At 66.8% G+C, this 17,848-nt stretch carries 16 protein-coding genes; 14 read left to right on the forward strand and 2 right to left on the reverse strand.

Translation table 11 applies throughout. From position 1 onward, the window contains the following. Nucleotides 1-169 precede the first annotated feature (169 nt). Genes VGN82_RS06530 through VGN82_RS06540 form a run of 3 tightly spaced genes read left to right on the forward strand, consistent with a single transcriptional unit; the run spans nt 170 to nt 1,703 of the window. The gene (locus tag VGN82_RS06530; protein ID WP_327526190.1) at nt 170-724 is read left to right on the forward strand and encodes an SRPBCC family protein; all 555 of its coding nucleotides are present in this window, start codon (nt 170-172) and stop codon (nt 722-724) included. 38 nt (nt 725-762) lie between these two features. Continuing rightward, nucleotides 763-1,242 carry a DUF1579 domain-containing protein gene (locus tag VGN82_RS06535; RefSeq protein WP_327526191.1) on the forward strand — a complete coding sequence of 160 codons (480 nt, stop codon included), beginning with the start codon at nt 763-765 and terminating at the stop codon, nt 1,240-1,242. Between the two features lie 29 nt (nt 1,243-1,271). Further along, on the forward strand, nt 1,272-1,703 hold the full coding sequence (locus VGN82_RS06540; RefSeq protein ID WP_327526192.1) for a VOC family protein: 432 nt from the start codon (nt 1,272-1,274) through the stop codon (nt 1,701-1,703). Nucleotides 1,704-1,877: 174 nt separating this feature from the next. Here the strand turns inward: VGN82_RS06540 and ubiB are convergent, their stop codons facing one another. Both ubiB and ubiE read right to left on the reverse strand, forming a co-directional pair. Continuing rightward, nucleotides 1,878-3,434: a 2-polyprenylphenol 6-hydroxylase gene (ubiB, locus tag VGN82_RS06545; protein ID WP_327526193.1), complete on the reverse strand. Its 1,557-nt coding sequence runs from the start codon at nt 3,432-3,434 to the stop codon at nt 1,878-1,880. 16 nt (nt 3,435-3,450) lie between these two features. Then, entirely contained in the window at nt 3,451-4,212 is a 762-nt protein-coding gene (ubiE, locus tag VGN82_RS06550) for a bifunctional demethylmenaquinone methyltransferase/2-methoxy-6-polyprenyl-1,4-benzoquinol methylase UbiE (protein ID WP_327526194.1), read from the reverse strand. Nucleotides 4,213-4,326: 114 nt separating this feature from the next. Here ubiE and mutM point away from each other — a divergent pair, with 114 nt between their 5' ends. The 11 genes from mutM to gyrB all read left to right on the forward strand — a co-directional run bounded on the left by mutM (nt 4,327) and on the right by gyrB (nt 17,830). After that, nucleotides 4,327-5,229 (forward strand): bifunctional DNA-formamidopyrimidine glycosylase/DNA-(apurinic or apyrimidinic site) lyase, encoded by a 903-nt coding sequence (mutM, locus tag VGN82_RS06555; RefSeq protein ID WP_327526195.1) that lies wholly within the window; start codon nt 4,327-4,329, stop codon nt 5,227-5,229. Between the two features lie 95 nt (nt 5,230-5,324). Continuing rightward, the gene (locus tag VGN82_RS06560; RefSeq protein ID WP_327526196.1) at nt 5,325-6,098 is read left to right on the forward strand and encodes an enoyl-CoA hydratase; all 774 of its coding nucleotides are present in this window, start codon (nt 5,325-5,327) and stop codon (nt 6,096-6,098) included. 49 nt (nt 6,099-6,147) lie between these two features. Next, nucleotides 6,148-7,137, forward strand: coding sequence for a threo-3-hydroxy-L-aspartate ammonia-lyase (locus VGN82_RS06565; RefSeq protein ID WP_414644227.1), 990 nt, complete (start codon nt 6,148-6,150; stop codon nt 7,135-7,137). Between the two features lie 181 nt (nt 7,138-7,318). Further along, nucleotides 7,319-7,585 carry a 30S ribosomal protein S20 gene (gene rpsT, locus VGN82_RS06570; protein ID WP_327526198.1) on the forward strand — a complete coding sequence of 89 codons (267 nt, stop codon included), beginning with the start codon at nt 7,319-7,321 and terminating at the stop codon, nt 7,583-7,585. Nucleotides 7,586-8,429: 844 nt separating this feature from the next. Continuing rightward, complete coding sequence (gene dnaA, locus VGN82_RS06575) at nt 8,430-9,893, forward strand: chromosomal replication initiator protein DnaA (RefSeq protein ID WP_327526199.1); 1,464 nt, start codon at nt 8,430-8,432, stop codon at nt 9,891-9,893. Between the two features lie 181 nt (nt 9,894-10,074). Further along, on the forward strand, nt 10,075-11,190 hold the full coding sequence (gene dnaN, locus VGN82_RS06580) for a DNA polymerase III subunit beta (protein WP_327526200.1): 1,116 nt from the start codon (nt 10,075-10,077) through the stop codon (nt 11,188-11,190). Between the two features lie 10 nt (nt 11,191-11,200). Then, nucleotides 11,201-12,328 (forward strand): DNA replication/repair protein RecF, encoded by a 1,128-nt coding sequence (gene recF / locus VGN82_RS06585; protein ID WP_327526201.1) that lies wholly within the window; start codon nt 11,201-11,203, stop codon nt 12,326-12,328. A gap of 74 nt (nt 12,329-12,402) precedes the next feature. Continuing rightward, entirely contained in the window at nt 12,403-12,918 is a 516-nt protein-coding gene (locus VGN82_RS06590; protein WP_327526202.1) for a LysE family translocator, read from the forward strand. 6 nt (nt 12,919-12,924) lie between these two features. After that, complete coding sequence (locus VGN82_RS06595; RefSeq protein ID WP_327526203.1) at nt 12,925-13,380, forward strand: DUF3592 domain-containing protein; 456 nt, start codon at nt 12,925-12,927, stop codon at nt 13,378-13,380. A 37-nt stretch (nt 13,381-13,417) separates the two neighbouring features. Further along, nucleotides 13,418-15,256, forward strand: a complete 1,839-nt coding sequence (gene recQ / locus VGN82_RS06600; protein WP_327526204.1) for a DNA helicase RecQ — start codon at nt 13,418-13,420, stop codon at nt 15,254-15,256. A gap of 120 nt (nt 15,257-15,376) precedes the next feature. Beyond that, entirely contained in the window at nt 15,377-17,830 is a 2,454-nt protein-coding gene (gyrB, locus tag VGN82_RS06605) for a DNA topoisomerase (ATP-hydrolyzing) subunit B (RefSeq protein WP_327526205.1), read from the forward strand. Nucleotides 17,831-17,848 lie beyond the last annotated feature (18 nt).

A 17,848-nucleotide genomic window follows, 5' to 3' on the forward strand; every position in this document is an offset into this window, starting at 1 on the left:
GTCCTTTCGTTCGGTCGAGCTTTAGCCGCGGGCCGTGCCGCGTGACAACTGCCAGCCTCTGACGCGGCCGCCGGGTTGACTGCCTGGCAGGCGCCCCTATACTAAACCGATAAGTTAAGTAATATTCCGGGCCGGCACGGCCAGAGCTCCATGGAACGAGGACACCATCATGCTGAAGACGGCCCTCATCAGCCTCGCCGGGCTCGTCGTCGTGGCGATCGCCATCGTGCTGGTCCTTGCCGCGACAAAGCCCGACACCTTCCAGGTGCAGCGTTCGATCGCGATCAATGCGCCGCCGGATCGGATCTATCCTCTGCTCGCCGACTTCAGGGCCTGGAGTGCCTGGTCGCCCTGGGAGAAGAAGGATCCGGCCATGAAGCGCAGCTTCAGCGGGGCGGAGAGCGGCGTCGGAGCGCGCTACGCCTGGGACGGCGACAAGAATGTCGGCCGCGGCAGCATGGAGATCGTCGAGGCGGCGCCCGCGAAGGTCGCGCTCAAGCTCGATTTCGTCGCGCCGTTCGAAGCCCATAACGACGCCGTCTTTATCCTGCAGCCTCGCGGCCAGGGAGCGACGGCCTCGACCCATGTGACCTGGACGATGACCGGGCCGACGCCGTTCCTGGGCAAGATCATCCATGTCTTCATGGACATGGACCGGATGGTCGGCGGCGATTTCGAAGCCGGGCTCGCTGCGATGAAGGCTGCGGCCGAGCGCCCGGCCTGAAGGACCCGAACGATCCATAACGACAGAGAGGAAAGCCCATGTTCGCAAAGCCGCAGAAGGAACACGACTGGCTGCAGCAGCTGGTCGGCGAATGGACGGCGGAGATGGACTGCGCGATGGGGCCCGACCAGCCTCGTCAGAAATCGAAGGGCAAGGAAACGGTGCGCTCGCTTGGCGGACTCTGGACGCTCGGCGAGGGTGAGGGCGAGATGCCCGACGGCACGACCGGCAAGACCTTGATGACGCTCGGCTTCGACCCCGCCAAGGGGCGTTTCGTCGGCAGCTTCGTCGGTTCGATGATGACGCATCAATGGCTTTATGACGGTGCGCTGGACGACAGCGGCAAGGTGCTTTCGCTCGACAGCGCGGGGCCCAGCATGACAGGCGACGGATCGATCATGCCCTATCGCGACGTCATCACCATCGTCGGACCCGGCCACCGCATCCTGTCCTCCTATACGCCCGACGGGAATGGCGGCTGGACCGAGTTCATGACCGCCCATTACCGCAAGCTCTGACCGTCGCCGGCCAGCGGAGGGATATTGCGATGAAGCTATCCACCTACCTGATGTTCGAGGGCAATTGCCGCGAGGCGTTCACGCTCTACCACGCCGTGCTTGGCGGCACGCTGACGGCGATGATGGATCATCGCGGCACGCCGGCCGAGGAGCATGTTCCGGAGGCCTGGAAGGACAAGATCCTGCATGCCTGCCTCGAGATCGAGGGCCAGATGCTGATGGCCTCCGATGCGCCGCCCGACCGAAGCGATGGCCCGATGCGCAGCGTCTCCGTTTCGGTCAACGTGCCCGAAATCGCCGAGGCCGAGCGGATCTTCGCTGGCCTGTCGGAGGGCGCGATGGTCCAGATGCCGATGGCGGAAACCTTCTGGTCGCCGCGCTTCGGCATGCTGCGCGACCGCTTCGGCACCAACTGGATGGTCGGAGCCGACATGCCGGCCGACAAGGCGAATTGCGGGTAGGCCTGCCGCGACGAGCCCCACACTGTGCTTCGTTTCGGCAGAAGCGGTTGTCATCCCGGACGGAGCGACACGGAGATCTGGGATCCATTCCGGAGCGCTAGTCGGTCAGGTTTCGGAACGGGTCCCGGGTCAAGCCCGGGACGACGGCGTGGTTCCGAGGGAAATGGGCATGCCTTACCCCAGCACCGCCCAGGCGATCAGCGCGGCGATGACCCAGAGCGCCCAATTGCCCCAGCGGTTGCGCTGGGCCTCGGCGCGCCCGATCGCCGCGACGCTGCGTTCGTCGAGCGAAAAGCCCTGGCGCGAGGCGTCTTCAAGCTGACCGAGCACGCGCTCGGCCCGGCCGATCGTCTCGGGCAAACGGGCGAGGCTCCCCAACAGCGAGCCGGCCCCGCGCCCTGCGTCCTGCAGCCGGCCGAGGGGCCCGAGATTCTGGGTGATCCACTCGCGCACGACCGGCTCGGCCGTCTTCCACATGTCGAGCTGGGGGTCGAGCGTGCGGGCGACGCCTTCGACCACCACCATCGTCTTCTGCAGCATCACGAGTTCGGTGCGGGTCACCATGTCGAACATGCCGGTGATCTCGAAGAGCAGGGTCAGCACCTTGGCCATCGAGATCTGGTCGGCGCTCTTGTCGTGGATCGGCTCTCCGACGGCGCGGATCGCCTGGGCGAAATCCTCGACCGCGTGATGGCCCGGTACATAGCCGGCTTCGAAGTGCACTTCGGCGACGCGACGATAGTCGCGCGTGATGAAGCCGAGCAGGATCTCCGCGAGGAAGCGCCGCTCCTTCAGGCCGAGCCGGCCCATGATGCCGCCATCGACCGCGACGAGGCGTCCCTGCGCATCGACGAACAGGTTCCCCGGATGCATGTCGGCATGGAAGAAGCCGTCGCGGATGGCGTGCTTCAGGAAGGACTGGATGACGTTGCGGCCGAGCGCCGGCAGGTCGTGGCCGGCGGCCCGCAGGCCCTCTATGTCGGAGAGGCGGATGCCGTCGATCCACTCATCGACCAGCATCTCGCGGGCGGTCAACTGCCAGTCGGGCTCCGGCACGCGGAAATCGGCGTCGGCCTTGGTGTTCTCGGCGAATTCGGAGAGCGCGGCGGCCTCGAGCCGCAGATCCATCTCCATCGTCACCGAGCGCGCCAGGGTTTCGACCACGCCGGTGAAGCGCAGGCGGCGAGCTTCCGCCGAGCGGCTTTCCGCCAGCTCCGCGCCAAAGCGCATCGCCCCGAGATCGCGATGGAAGCGGTCGCGGATACCGGGCCGCAGGATCTTGACCGCGACCTCGCGTCCGTCCTTCAGCCGGGCACGATGCACCTGCGCGATCGAGGCCGCGGCGACGGGCTCGCCGAAGCTCGCGAACAGCGCCTCGAGCGGTTGGCCATGCGCGGCCTCGATCGTGGCGCGCGCCTGCGCCATCGGGAAGGGCGGCATCCGGTCCTGCAGGGCCGAGAGGTCCTCGGCGATCTTCATGCCGACGACATCCGGTCGGGTCGCCAGGAACTGCCCGAATTTCACATAGGACGGCCCCAGCCGCGTCAACGCTGCTGCGAGCCGTGTCGCCGAGGTTCCGGCGCCGCGCCGTTCGATCAGCCGCCCGAGCCGGATCATGCCGCGAGCCAGCGGCGGCAGCACCGAAGGATCGACCAGCGCCAGCGCGCCCTCGCGTGCCAGCACGAAGCCCGTGCGGGCGGAACGAGCGAGATGGAAGAGCGATGAGATCATGCCGGTGCGCTGTGCATCACAGCTTCCAGCCCGAATGCAGCGCCACGACCCCGCCCGTCATTGGCGTGAACTTCGCCCGACGGAAGCCGGCGGCCTCGATCATCTGGGCGAAGGCCTGAGGCCGCGGAAATTTGCGGATCGATTCGACCAGATACTGGTAGGGCTCGGCCTCGCCCGTGACCAGGCGGCCCATCGGCGGGATCACGTTGAACGAATAGGCCTCATAGACCTTGTCGAGCAGCGGCACGTCGACATGGCTGAATTCGAGGCACAGGAAGCGCCCACCGCGCTTGAGGACGCGATGGGCCTCGGCCAGCGCCTTGTCGATGCGCGGCACGTTCCTGATGCCGAAGGCGATCGTGTAGCAGTCGAACCTGTTGTCGGGCAGGCCGAGCTCCTCGGCATTGCCTTGCACGAAGCGGATGCGCTCATCGTCGGGAAAGCGCTTGTCGGCTCGGTCGCGGCCGACGCTGAGCATCTCGGCATTGATGTCGAGCACGGTGACGTCGGTCTGCGGCCCGCCGGCCTCCAGCACCGAAAAGGCGACGTCGCCCGTGCCGCCGGCGACGTCGAGATGGTGAAAGGGACGGTCCTTGGCCGGGTTGATCGCGGTGAGAAGCGCGCTCTTCCAGGCCCGGTGCAGGCCTGCCGACATCAAGTCGTTCATCAGGTCATAGCGGCCTGCGACCTTATGGAAGACGTCATCGACCTTGGCCTGCTTCTCGGCCAGCTTCACGGTCTCGAAGCCGAAATGGGTGGTGTCGGAGGCTGCTGTCACGATCGGGCCGGCCTTGTGCAAATCTGTCTTGTCTTCAGCTGTGGCGATGAATAGCCAAACCAGCGGGGCTTGTCGCGGGCCCTCTCGACGCAGGCTTTACGAGAGAGTTTGAGGATGCCCGAACTTCCCGAGGTCGAAACCGTCAGGCGTGGGCTGGAGCCGGCTATGCTGGGCGAGACCTTCGCGCGCGTCGAGCAGAACCGGCCCGATCTCCGCTTCCCCTTGCCCGATCGCTTCGTCGAGCGCTTGACCGGTCGGCGCGTCGAGGCCCTGTCGCGCCGGGCCAAGTACTTGATCGCCGATCTCGACGACGGGCAGGCGCTGGTCATGCATCTCGGCATGAGCGGGCGCTTCGTCGTCGAGGCGCCGGGCACGCCGCCGGTCGAGCCGGGCGCCTACTATAATGAGATCGGCAGGCACCTGATCCACGACCATGTCGTGTTCCATCTCGGCTCGGGTGCGCGCGTCACCTACAATGACGTGCGCCGCTTCGGGTTCATGGATCTCGTGCCGCGATCGGAGCTCGCCGGCTCGAAGCATTTCGCCGGCATGGGCATCGAGCCGCTCGGCAACGAACTCTCGGGCGATACGCTGGCACGCCTCTTCGCCGGCAAGTTCGCGCCGCTCAAGGCCGCCCTGCTCGACCAGCGACTCGTGGCGGGACTCGGCAATATCTATGTCTGCGAGGCCCTGTTCCGGGCCGGGCTCCATCCGGAGGCCGAAGCTGGATCGATCGCGACGCCGACCGGTCGCCCGCGCCCCGTCGCGCATGATCTGGCGCGGATCATCCGTGAGGTGCTGGAGGAGGCGGTCGCCGCCGGGGGCTCGACGCTTCGCGACTTCGCCCATGCCGACGGCTCGCTCGGCTATTTCCAGCACCGCTTCAAGGTTTATGACCGCGAGGGCGAGGCGTGCCTCGCCCCCGGCTGCGGCGGGCTGGTGAAACGGCTGGTTCAGTCCGGCCGCTCGACCTTCTATTGCGAGAGCTGCCAGCCGCGCGCGACGAGGCGCGGCTAGCTCGTTGCGGCGCAGCTGGCCTTGCGCCGGCGCGCATGGACCGACGCCCGCCGCCCCTTTAAAGCTCTGCCGGAAGACAGTTCCGGGAGGCCGCCATGGCTTATGAGACCATCCTCGTCGAAACCAAGGGCAAGGTCGGCGTCATCACGCTGAACCGACCGCAGGCGCTGAATGCGCTCAACGGCCAGCTGATCGGCGAGATCAACGTCGCGCTCGACGGCTTCGAGAAGGATGCGAGCATCGGCTGCATCGTCCTGACCGGCTCGGAGAAGGCCTTCGCCGCCGGCGCCGACATCAAGGAGATGCAGTCGAGGACGTATCCTGAGACCTATCTCGACGACAAATTCGCCGATTGGGACCGCATCGGCATGCGCCGCAAGCCGATCATCGCCGGCGTTGCCGGCTTTGCGCTGGGCGGGGGCTGCGAGCTCGCCATGATGTGCGACTTCATCATCGCCGCAGACAATGCCAGGTTCGGCCAGCCGGAGATAAACCTCGGCGTCATTCCGGGCGCTGGCGGCACGCAGCGCCTGACCCGAGCGATCGGCAAGGCCAAGGCGATGGATCTTTGCCTGACCGGACGCATGATGGATGTGAACGAGGCCGAGCGCGCCGGTCTCGTCGCCCGCATCGTCCCGCTCGCCGACCTGATGACCGAGGTGATGAAGGCGGCCGACGCCATTGCCGCCAAGTCTCTGCCATCCGTGCTGATGGCCAAGGAGACGGTCAACCGCGCCTTCGAGGTCACGCTGGCCGAAGGCGTGCGCTTCGAGCGCCGCCTGTTCTCCTCGCTCTTCGCGACGCAGGACCAGAAGGAAGGCATGGCCGCCTTCGCCGAGAAGCGGAAGCCGGACTTCAAGAACAGCTGACGATCACCCCGGAAGCCTAGCGCCTGAAGAATCGAGACCTGCCATGAGCATGATCATCAAGAGCCCCGAGGGCCTTGTCCTGCCGAGCTACGCCGATGTCGAGACGGCGGCGGAACGCATCAGGGGCGTCGCCCATCACACGCCGGCGCTGACCTCGCGTACGGCGAACGCCCGCACCGGCGCCAATCTCGTCTTCAAGCCCGAGAACCTGCAGCGGATGGGCGCCTTCAAGTTCCGCGGCGGCTACAATGCCATCGCGGCGCTGTCGCCTGAGCAGAAGAACGCTGGCGTCGTCACCTACTCCTCCGGCAACCACGCCCAGGCAATCGCCTATGCCGGCAAGCTGCTCGGCGTGCCCACCACGATCATCATGCCGCTCGATGCGCCAGCCGCGAAGGTCGCGGCCACGCGCGGCTACGGCGCCGAGATCATCACCTATGATCGCTACACCCAGGATCGGCTCGCCATCGGCGCGGATCTGGCGGAGACGCGCGGCCTGTCGCTGATCCCGCCTTACGACCACCCGGATGTCATCGCCGGCCAGGGCACCGCGGCCAAGGAGCTGATCGAGGATGCCGGCCCGCTCGACATCCTGCTGGTCTGCCTCGGCGGTGGCGGGCTGCTCGCCGGCTGCGCGCTGGCGGCAAAGGCGCTCAACCCGACCTGCCGCGTCTTCGGTGTCGAGCCCGAGGCCGGCAATGATGGTCAGCAATCGCTGCGCTCAGGCAAGATCGTGAAGATCGCGGTGCCGAAGACCATTGCCGACGGGGCCCAGACGCCCTTCCTCGGCGACTACACCTTCCCGATCATCCAGGCTCTGGTCGAGGATATCGTCACCGTCAGCGACGAGGCCTTGGTCTCTGCGATGCGCTTCTTTGCCGAGCGGATGAAGCTCGTCGTCGAGCCGACCGGCTGCCTCGCCGCTGCCGCTGCCTTCACCGGCGCCGTGCCGGTCGAGGGCAAGCGCGTCGGCGTCATTATCAGCGGCGGCAATGTCGATCTGGCGAGCTATGCCCGTTTCCTCACCCCCGTCGGCTGAAAAGCGCAAGCGTGGTCGCGATTCCGCGTTGACGCCGGGCTAGGTTGAGACTATACGCCTCCCACTCGCGACGGCCCGCGAAAGCACAGGTCGTCGCTCACGCATTTCCACTACGGTAGCGGTCGGTGTCCGCCAGGCAAGATGCCAGGCGGCCGGACGCGATGAAGACGAGGACGTACCGATGGCCAATACGACGTCGGCCAAGAAGGCGACGCGCAAGATCGAGCGCCGCACCGAGGTCAACAAGGCGCGCCGCTCGCGGATGCGCACCTTCCTGCGCAAGGTCGAGGAGGCGATCGCCTCCGGGGACAAGGGCGCTGCCTCCGAGGCTCTGAAGGCTGCCCAGCCGGAAATCATGCGCGCTGCCCAGAAGGGTATCGTTCACAGGAACACCGCCTCGCGCAAAGTTTCGCGCCTCGCGCATCGGATCGGCGCTCTCGCCTCCTGATTGCAGTCCGCAGCTTGCTGCAGGACAACAAAAAAGCCCGGCCTCGTGCCGGGCTTTTTTGTTGTCTTCGAGCCGGCTTGTTGCAATTTTGCAACGGCGTTTTGGCGATCAGTTTTGACCCGCCGAGAGGGCGATTTCGCAATCTTTCCGCGGCGTTAAGGGGTTGACTCTCATCCGCGTTTCAGGGTCGCGAAACGGCGGACTCGCTCCGCGGGGCCGCGCAGGGAAAGCGCATATTTTTCAGGATCTTAGTGGGCAAAGCATTTCTCTTTGGGGAATCGTGGCGACTCTTGGGCACCCTGCCGAGGGGCTGGAAAAAAAAGATTCGGGCCGCCCGCGAACGCGCCTTCATGAAGAAAATCTTAAGTTCCCCAACCAATTGCGAGCCGGCTGCCGGTAGGTCGCGGGGGGCCTTGCGCGGGGCTGGTTCAGGGGGGGCGGACGAGGGGGTATTGCAGCCCGTCGAGAGCGCCCTGTAAGGTCTTTTTCAACGCCGGTCGGGCAGCGATGGCCGCACGGCATTTCCACAAGATTATCGGGTTTTGGCTCGCGACCAGGAGGTTGGAGGATGCGGCTCTTTGTCTTTCTGAGTTGAGATGAAGTGCGGTGTCGCCTTCCGGCGAGCCTTTCAAGCGTAATCGATCATATCGGACCGGGGAGCCGGCGAGCGTTCGCGTTCGTGGGAACCCTTGTTCATTGACCGGACAGAACGGTGCCGGTTCGGCGGTCTCATGCGAGGCCGTCGTCCCTGGGCGCGTGACTTTTTCAAGGAATGGGGCAGACGATGTTCGAACGGCGGCACATGAGCGAGGCGGTAGAAGTTGCGTCGGCATCGATCGTGACGATGGAACCCGCTGAGCTCTCCGCGCAGTCGGCGATGCAGGCCTCGCCCGTCGAGGCCTGGGACCGGGTGCGTCGTCGGCTGCGGGCCGAACTCGGCGAGGACGTGTTCTCGAGCTGGTTCGCTCGTGTCGAGCTTGGCGGCATCGTCGATGGCGTCGCCTATCTCACCGTGCCGACCCGTTTCCTCAAGAGTTGGCTCGAGGCGCACTATGCCGAGCGGCTGCGGGTCAACTGCATGGCCGAGCTGCCGGACCTCAATGGCATCATGCTCTCGGTCCGCCAGGTCGCCTCGCGCGATGCCGCGCAGGCCCCGGCGGAGGTCGTTCCGCTGCGCAGCCGGCCGGCGCCGGCCGCTCCTGCCGAGGTGAAGGCCGCTCCGGCCAGCGTTGCCCCCGCCGAGTCCAGCGAGCGCGATCTGGTCGACGCCTGCGGCACGCTGCTCGACCGCCGGATGAACTTCCAGGCCTTCATCGTCGGCAAATCCAACCAGCTCGCCTTTGCTGCGGCCGAGCGCATCGCGGCTGCGCCCGCCGGTACGGCGCCCTACAACCCGCTCTACATCCATGCCGGTGTCGGCCTCGGCAAGACGCACCTGCTCCAGGCGATCGCCCAGGAGGCCCGTGCCCAGGGCAAGCGCGTCGCCTACTTCACCGCGGACCGCTTCATGTACGGCTTCGTCGCCGCACTGAAGTCGCAGACCGCGCTCGCCTTCAAGGAGAAGCTGCGCGGCATCGACCTGCTCGTCGTCGACGACGTCCAGTTCATCCAGGGCAAGTCGATCCAGCAGGAGTTCGGCCACACGATCAACGCCCTGATCGATGCCGGTAAGCAGATCGTCGTCGCCGGCGACCGGCTCGCCAACGACCTCGAGGCTCTCGACGAGCGCATTCGCTCGCGCCTCGGCGGCGGGCTCGTGGTCGAGGTCGGCGATCTCGACGAGGCGCTGCGGGCCAAGATTCTGGCAGGCCGGCTCGAGGCACTTCACGCCGCCCATCCCAACTTCCACGTCAATCCCGACGTCGTGTCCTATGTCTCCCGTGTCGTCGCCACCAATGGGCGCGACCTGGACGGCGCCGCCAACCGGCTGCTCGCCCATGCCACCCTCTCCGGCCAGCCGGTGACGCTGGAGACGGCGGAGGCCGCGATCCGCGATCTCGTGCGGACCCGCGAGCCGCGCCGCGTCAAGATCGAGGACATCCAGAAGCTGGTCGCGACCCGCTACAATGTCAGCCGTGCCGACATCCTCTCCGAGCGCCGCACGGCCGCCGTGGTCAAGCCGCGCCAGATCGCGATGTATCTCTCCAAGGCGCTGACCCCGCGTTCCCTGCCGGAAATCGGCCGGCGCTTCGGTGGCCGCGATCACACCACGGTGCTGCATGCCGTGCGCAAGATCGAGAAGGCGATCACCGAGGACCGCCTGCTCCATGACGAAGTCGATCTGCTCAAGCGCATGCTGCAGGAGTGAGCGGGAAATGAGCGGCGGCGCGACCCCGGACCGGGGGGGGGGCGCCTGCCGCTGCGGCGTTTGGCTGTGATTTGAGGCGGCCGCCGCCCTTGCGCCGGCCGCTGGCCTCCGGCAATGTCGCGGGCCATTCCGCTGCCCGGGCATTCGCCGCGGGCGCCAGCACGCCAGAAGACTCAAAGACATGAAGGTCACTGTCGAACGTTCTACCCTGCTGAAGTCGCTGGGCCATGTTCATCGCGTCGTCGAGCGTCGCAATACGATCCCGATCCTGTCGAACCTGCTCCTGAGCGGAACCGAGGCCGGGCTGAAGCTCAAGGCGACGGATCTCGATATCGAGGTGGTCGAGACGGTCGCAGCCGATGTCCCCGAGCCCGGCGCCACCACCGTTCCGGCCCATACGCTCTACGACATCGTGCGCAAGCTGCCGGACGGCTCTCAAGTCTCGCTTGAGACCACTGGCGAGACCGGGCTTGTGTTGCGCTCCGGTCGTTCGCGCTTCCAGCTTCAGACCCTGCCGGAAAGCGACTTCCCGGACATTACCGCCGGCGAGATGGCGCATCGCTTCTCGCTCCCGGCCGGCGAGTTCAAGCGCCTGATCGACAAGACCCAGTTCGCGATCTCGACCGAGGAGACGCGCTACTATCTCAACGGCATCTATCTCCACACCATCGATGTCGACGGCCGGCCGATCCTGCGCGCGGTTGCGACCGACGGTCACCGGCTTGCCCGCGTCGACACGGCAGCGCCGCAGGGCGCGGCCGGCATGCCGGGCGTGATCGTGCCGCGCAAGGCGGTCTCCGAGATCCAGAAGCTGCTGGAGGATGGCGAGAGCGAGGTCACGATCGAGCTCTCCGCCACCAAGATCCGCGTCGCGACGGCCGATGTCGTCCTGACATCGAAGCTGATCGACGGTACTTTCCCGGACTATCAGCGCGTCATCCCCGCCGGCAACGACAAGCGCCTGACCGTCGACAAGGGCGATTTCGCGGCTTCCGTGGATCGCGTCTCGACGATCTCGTCGGAGCGCGGCCGCGCCGTGAAGCTCTCGATGGCCGATGGCCGGATGACGCTTTCGGTGACCAACCCGGATTCGGGCTCGGCGACCGAGGAGATCGAGGTCGACTACGATGCGAGCCCGCTCGATATCGGCTTCAACGCCCGCTATCTGATGGACATCGCCGCCCAGCTCGATGGTGACACGGCCCTGCTCAAGCTCGCCGATCCGGGCTCGCCGACAGTGATCCAGGATCGCGAGGGGGCCTCGGCGCTCTATGTGCTGATGCCGATGCGCGTCTGATCAAGCGGCCATGGCCGCCGTCGCGCGCCTGATCCTTCAGGATTTTCGTTCCTACCAGGCCCTCGATCTCGCGATCGGGGGCCAAATCGTTGCGCTCGTCGGCGAGAACGGCGCCGGCAAGACCAATATCCTCGAAGCGCTGTCGCTGTTCTCTCCCGGGCGGGGCCTGCGCCGCGCCGATCTGGCCGACATGGCCCGGCTCGACGGCGATGGCTCATTTGCGGTTTCGATCACCCTCGGCGATGACGGTGCGCGGCTCGGCGTCGGGCTCGGCCCGGCCGACGCCGACGGCAAGCGGGCGCGGCTCGCCCGGATCGACGGCGCCTCGGTCGGCTCGGCGCTGGCCTTCAGCGAGCATCTGCGCGTGGTCTGGCTGACGCCGGATCTCGATGGGCTGTTCCGCGGCGCCGCCGGGGATCGCCGTCGCTTCCTCGACCGTCTGGTGCTGGCGGTCGATCCGGTCCACGGCACGCGCTCCAACGCGCTCGAAAAGGCGCTGCGCTCGCGCAACCGCATCCTCGAGGAGAACCCCGGCCAGACCCAATGGCTCGACGCGATCGAGCGCGAGATCGCCGAGCTCGGCGTCGCGGTCGCAGCGGCCCGCGCCGAGACCGTGGCGCGGCTCTCCGCCATCATCACTGATACGCGCGACGAGGCCTCGCCCTTTCCGCATGCCGGCATCGCGCTCTCGGGCGAGATCGACATGCTGGTCGCACGTGGCGCGGCGCTCGACGCCGAGGATGGCTATCGCGCGCTGCTGCGCCAGGGGCGCGCCCGCGATCGCGCCGCTGGCCGTACGCTGACGGGGCCGCAGGCCTCCGACCTCGAAGTCATTCACGGCCCCAAAGGCATCCCGGCGGGACAGGGCTCGACCGGCGAGCAGAAGGCGCTGCTGATCGGGCTGGTGCTGGCCCATGCGAGGCTGGTCGCGGCGATGAGCGGGCTGAAGCCCCTCGTCCTGCTCGACGAGATCGCGGCCCATCTCGATCCGCGCCGACGCGCGGCGCTCTATGACGGCCTCACCGGTCTCGGCTGCCAGGTTTGGATGACAGGCGCCGATGCCGCGTTGTTCGGTGATCTGCCGGCCGGCGCGCAGCGCTTCGCGGTCACGCCAGGGCATGTCGATTTGATCGGCTGATCGATCGGCTCACGCCTTGCGATGGGACGCGCCAGTGCTTTGCTGCTAGCATCGCGATCGATCCGGAGCCCCCTATGGAACTCGCCAGCCTCGCCCTGTTTGCCGGCATCGTCGTCGGCGACCTTGTCTGGTTCGCGCTATCGGCGCTCGGCCTCGGCGTACTCGTGCAGAGCTTCCACGGCATCTTCGTCGCGATCAAATATGCCGGCTGCGCCTATCTGGTCTATCTGGCCTGGAAGGCATGGACCGCCCCCACCGGCGCGGCACCGCCACCGCCCGGCAGCGTCTCAGGTGAAGGCCCGCGCCTCTTCCTCGGCGGGCTGGCGCTGACGCTCGGCAACCCGAAGGTCATGGTGTTCTTCCTGTCGATTCTGCCGCTCGTGGTCGATCTTCAGGCGATGACGCCGCTTGCCTTTGCCGAGATCGCAGCACTCATCGCGCCGATCATCACCGGAACCCTGCTCGCCTACGCCTATGCGGCCGATCGAGCCCGCCGCCTCGTCGCCAGCCCGCGCGCCATGCGCTGGGTCAACCGCGTGACCGGCGGCGTCATGCTGGGCGCTGCAGCGGCAATCGCGGCGCGGAGCTGAGGACGAATGCGATTCGCCTATAGCCGACTGGGCGTCACCGTCATGACTCTGGTTTCGCTCGGCGCCGCTGCCGCGTTCTTCATTCACGGCGCGCGCGTTTATCGCGATGAGACGACGTTCTATGGCAGTTCCATTCCTGGAGAAGCCAGAATCGTCTCCAGCGAAATCAGAACGGGGCGGAGCAAATCGATAGGGTGGACGGTGGTCTACGAGTTCGCCGTCACGCCCGGTTCAAATCATCTCCATCGCGGGCCGACACGCTCCTATCCGCAGGCGGTCGATCCCTCGCAAAAGCCCGGCGACACCGTATCGATTCGCTACCGGCCGGCCGACCCGTCCCAGAATGCATTGGAGACTGGCGGGGCCGTCCTCTGGTACGCCTACGCGCTGCTGGCGTCCGGGGCATTCTCGCTCTTATTGGCCGCCGCCTTCGTTGCGTCGTGGAGCGGTCTGCGGCGCTAGCTAGCAACCGGACGGCGGATGCGGCACATACCTCCTCATGCCGCTCTCCCGCGAATCAGACGCCCGCGCGATCCTCAAATCCGTCTTCGGCTATGATGATTTCCGCCCGGGCCAATGGGAGGTGATCGAGGCCGCGCTCAGCGGTCGCGATGTCTTCGCGGTGATGCCGACCGGCTCCGGCAAGTCGATGTGCTACCAGCTTCCGGCGCTCGTCGCGGGTGGTCTGACCCTCGTGGTCTCGCCGCTGATCGCGCTGATGCGGGACCAGGTCGGGCAGCTCGTGCGCGCCGGTGTCGCTGCCGTCTCGCTGAACTCGATGAACAGTGAGGCCGAGGCCGCCGAGGCCTGGGACAAGCTGAATTCAGGCGATCTCCGCCTTCTCTTCGTTTCGCCCGAGCGCCTCGCCGGCGACGGGCTGGTCAACCGGCTGCGGCGTCTCGGCGTGACACGGCTTGCCATCGACGAGGCCCATTGCGTCTCGCAATGGGGCCATGATTTCCGCCCCGAATACCGCCTGCTTGCCAAGACCCGCGAGGCGCTCGGCGGCGTGCCGGTGACGGCGCTGACCGCGACCGCTGATCGGCAGACGCGCGACGACATCGCCCATCAGCTCTTTCCGCAGCCGCCGCATCTGGTGGTGCATTCCTTCGACCGGCCGAACCTGAAGCTCGCCTTCGCGCCGAAGGAGCAACCGCGCCGCCAGATCGACGAGTTCCTGCGCCGTCATCGCGGCGGCTCCGGCATCGTCTACTGTTCCTCGCGCAGCAAGACCGAGCGGTTGGCCGATGGCTTGCGCGAGAAGGGCTGGAACGCGCTGCCCTATCATGCCGGGCTGGAACAGGATCTGCGCAACCGCAACCAGGATGTCTTCCTGCAGGAGGATGGCGTTGTGGTCTGCGCCACCATCGCCTTCGGCATGGGCATCAACAAGCCCGATGTCCGCTTCGTCGTCCATGCCGACATGCCCGCCTCGATCGAAGGCTACTACCAGGAGATCGGCCGCGCCGGGCGCGACGGCCTGCCCGCCGACACGCTGACGCTCTACGGTACGGACGACATGGCGCTGCGCCGCCGCCAGATCGACGAGAAGGCGATCGACGACGAGCGCCGGCGCATCGAGCACAGGCGCCTCAACGCCATGATCGACCTCTGCGAGAACGCCCTCTGCCGACGCTCCGCCCTGCTTGCCTATTTCGGCGAGGAGGTCGTGCCCTGCCGCCATGGCGCGGCGCGCTTCGCCTGCGATCTTTGTGGTGAGACCGCGCCTTCCCTCTCCGATGTGACGCTCGACGCGCGCAAGCTGCTCTCGGCGGTGATCCGCTCCGGCCAGCGCTTCGGCGCCGGCCATCTCGCCGACATCCTCACCGGCAGCGCGACCGAGCAGGTGCGCCGCCTCAACCATGACGGGCTGAAGACCTTCGGCGTCGGTCAGGATAAGCCCAAGGGCGCCTGGATGGCGCTCGCCCGTAAGCTCTTCGCCGCCGATGCGCTGGCCGAGGCGAGCAGCGAGCATGGCGGCTTCTGCCTGACGCAGAAGGGCGAGGACATCCTGTTCGGACGCGAGTCCATCGCCTTGCGGAGCGATCCGCTCAGCGAGCGGCGTTCGCGCCGCACGGCGCGCGACAGCGCGCGTGCCGACGGCCTCGACGAGGATACGGCCGGGCTGTTCGAGCATCTGCGCCAGCTGCGCCTGTCGCTGGCCCGCGAAGAGGGCGTCGCCGCCTACATCATCTTCACCGATCGCACGCTGATCGCCATGGCGCGCGCGCGCCCTGCCGGGCTCGAACAGCTGCGCGCGGTCGAGGGCGTCGGCGAGCGCAAGCTGACCCAATATGGCGAGGCCTTCCTGGAGGCGATCGCCGATTTTCCCGGCTGAATCCGCTTGCCTACGCGCACGCACGCGTAGGCGCGTGAAAAAGCCGTCTTCACCCCCTATATTCGTGATACGAATCAAGACGATCGCGGGTGCCCTCAGTGCCTGCCTAAGGACCACGACATGAGCGAAGCTGCCCGCGACCTTGAAGACGCCGCCTATGGCGCCGATTCCATCAAGGTTCTCAAAGGCCTGGATGCGGTGCGCAAGCGCCCGGGCATGTATATCGGCGACACCGATGACGGCTCCGGCCTGCACCACATGGTCTATGAGGTCGTCGACAACGCGATCGACGAAGCGCTGGCCGGGCATGCCGATCTCGTCACCGTGACGCTGAACGCCGATGGCTCGGTCACGGTCAGTGACAACGGCCGCGGCATTCCCACCGATATCCACAGCGAGGAAGGCATCTCGGCGGCCGAGGTCATCATGACCCAGCTCCACGCCGGCGGTAAGTTCGACCAGAACTCCTACAAGGTTTCCGGCGGCCTGCACGGCGTCGGCGTCTCGGTCGTCAACGCGCTCTCGGTCTCGCTCAAGCTGCGCATCTGGCGCGGCGGCAACGAGCACTTCATGGAATTCCGCCATGGCGACGCGATCGCGCCGCTGGCCGTCGTCGGCCCGGCGGGCGACAGGCGCGGCACCGAGGTGACCTTCCTGCCGTCGCAGGAAACCTTCACGATGGTGGAGTTCGACTACAAGACGCTCGAACATCGCCTGCGCGAGCTCGCCTTCCTCAATTCCGGCGTGCGCATCGTGCTGACCGATGCCCGCCGCGCCGAGATCGTGCGCGAGGAGCTGATGTATGAGGGCGGCGTCGAGGCCTTCGTGCGCTATCTCGACCGCGCCAAGACGGCGGTGATCTCGCAGCCGATCATGCTGTCCTCGGAGAAGGACGGCATCACCGTCGATGTCGCGCTCTGGTGGAACGACAGCTACCACGAGAACGTGCTCTGCTTCACCAACAACATCCCGCAGCGCGACGGCGGCACCCATCTCGCCGGCTTCCGCGCCGCGCTGACGCGTCAGGTCACCGGCTATGCCGAGACCTCCGGCATCTCGAAGAAGGAGAAGGTCTCGCTCACCGGCGACGATTGCCGCGAGGGCCTGACCGCGATCGTCTCGGTCAAGGTGCCCGATCCGAAATTTTCCTCGCAGACCAAGGACAAGCTGGTCTCATCCGAGGTGCGCCCCGTCGTCGAGAACGTCGTCAACCAGGCGCTCTCGACCTGGCTCGAGGAGCATCCGAACGAGGCCAAGACCATCGTCGGCAAGGTCGCGGAAGCCGCTGCCGCCCGCGAGGCCGCCCGCAAGGCGCGCGATCTGACCCGCCGCAAGGGCGCGCTCGATATTGCCTCGCTCCCTGGCAAGCTTGCCGACTGTCAGGAGCGCGATCCGGCCAAGTCCGAACTCTTCATCGTCGAGGGTGACTCGGCCGGCGGCTCCGCCAAGCAGGGCCGCGCCCGCGAGTACCAAGCCGTGCTGCCACTGCGCGGCAAGATCCTGAACGTCGAGCGCGCACGCTTCGACAAGATGCTCTCCTCCGACCAGGTCGGCACGTTGATCACCGCGCTCGGCACCGGTATCGGCCGCGGCGAGGCCGATCAGGGCGGCTTCAATCTCGAGAAGCTGCGCTACCACAAGATCATCATCATGACCGACGCCGACGTCGACGGCGCCCATATCCGTACGCTGCTGCTGACCTTCTTCTTCCGGCAGATGCCGGAGCTGATCGAGTCCGGGCATCTCTTCATCGCCCAGCCGCCGCTCTACAAGGCGGCGCGCGGCAAGAGCCATGTCTATCTCAAGGACGAGCGCGCGCTTGAGGACTACCTGGTCGAAACGGCGCTCGACGGGGCCGTGTTCAAGACCAGCGCCGGCGATGGCGCGAGCTTCGTCGAGCGCGGCGGTTCCGACCTGCGCGGTCTGGTCGAGGAGGCGCGCGGCATCCGCAACACGCTCTCGCAGCTCCATTCGCGCTACGACAGACGCGTCGTCGAGCAGATGGCGATCGCAGGCGCGCTGCATCCGATTTCCGAGGAGAACGAGGCGCAGGCCAACGAGGCCGCGACCAAGATCGCGGCGCGTCTCGATGCGATTTCGGACGAGCTCCAGCGCGGCTGGGAAGGCAAGGTCAGCGAGGGCGGCTTCCTGTTCTCGCGGATGGTGCGCGGCGTGAAGCAGGTCGCGGCCGTGGATGCCGGGCTGCTCGCCAGCGCCGAGGCCCGCAAGCTCGATGCCTCCGCCGCGGCGCTGCAGGAGACCTATGCGAAGCCTGGCGTGCTCAGCCGCAAGGGCGATGACCATGTCGTCAACGGCCCGACCGACCTGTTCGACGCGGTCACCGCCATCGGCAAGAAGGGCGTTTCGCTGCAGCGCTACAAAGGCCTGGGCGAGATGAACCCGGAGCAGCTCTGGGAAACCACGCTCGACCGCGATGTCCGCTCGCTGCTCAGGGTCAAGAACGACCAGAACGACGAGGCCGACGACCTCTTCGTCAAGCTGATGGGCGACGTCGTTGAGCCGCGGCGCGAGTTCATCCAGGCCAACGCCCTGAACGCGACCGTCGATACCTGACGCCGGTCAGGTATTGGG

Origin of the sequence: Allobosea sp., assembly GCF_035999205.1 — a bacterium.
In the GTDB taxonomy this organism is placed as follows: domain Bacteria; phylum Pseudomonadota; class Alphaproteobacteria; order Rhizobiales; family Beijerinckiaceae; genus Allobosea.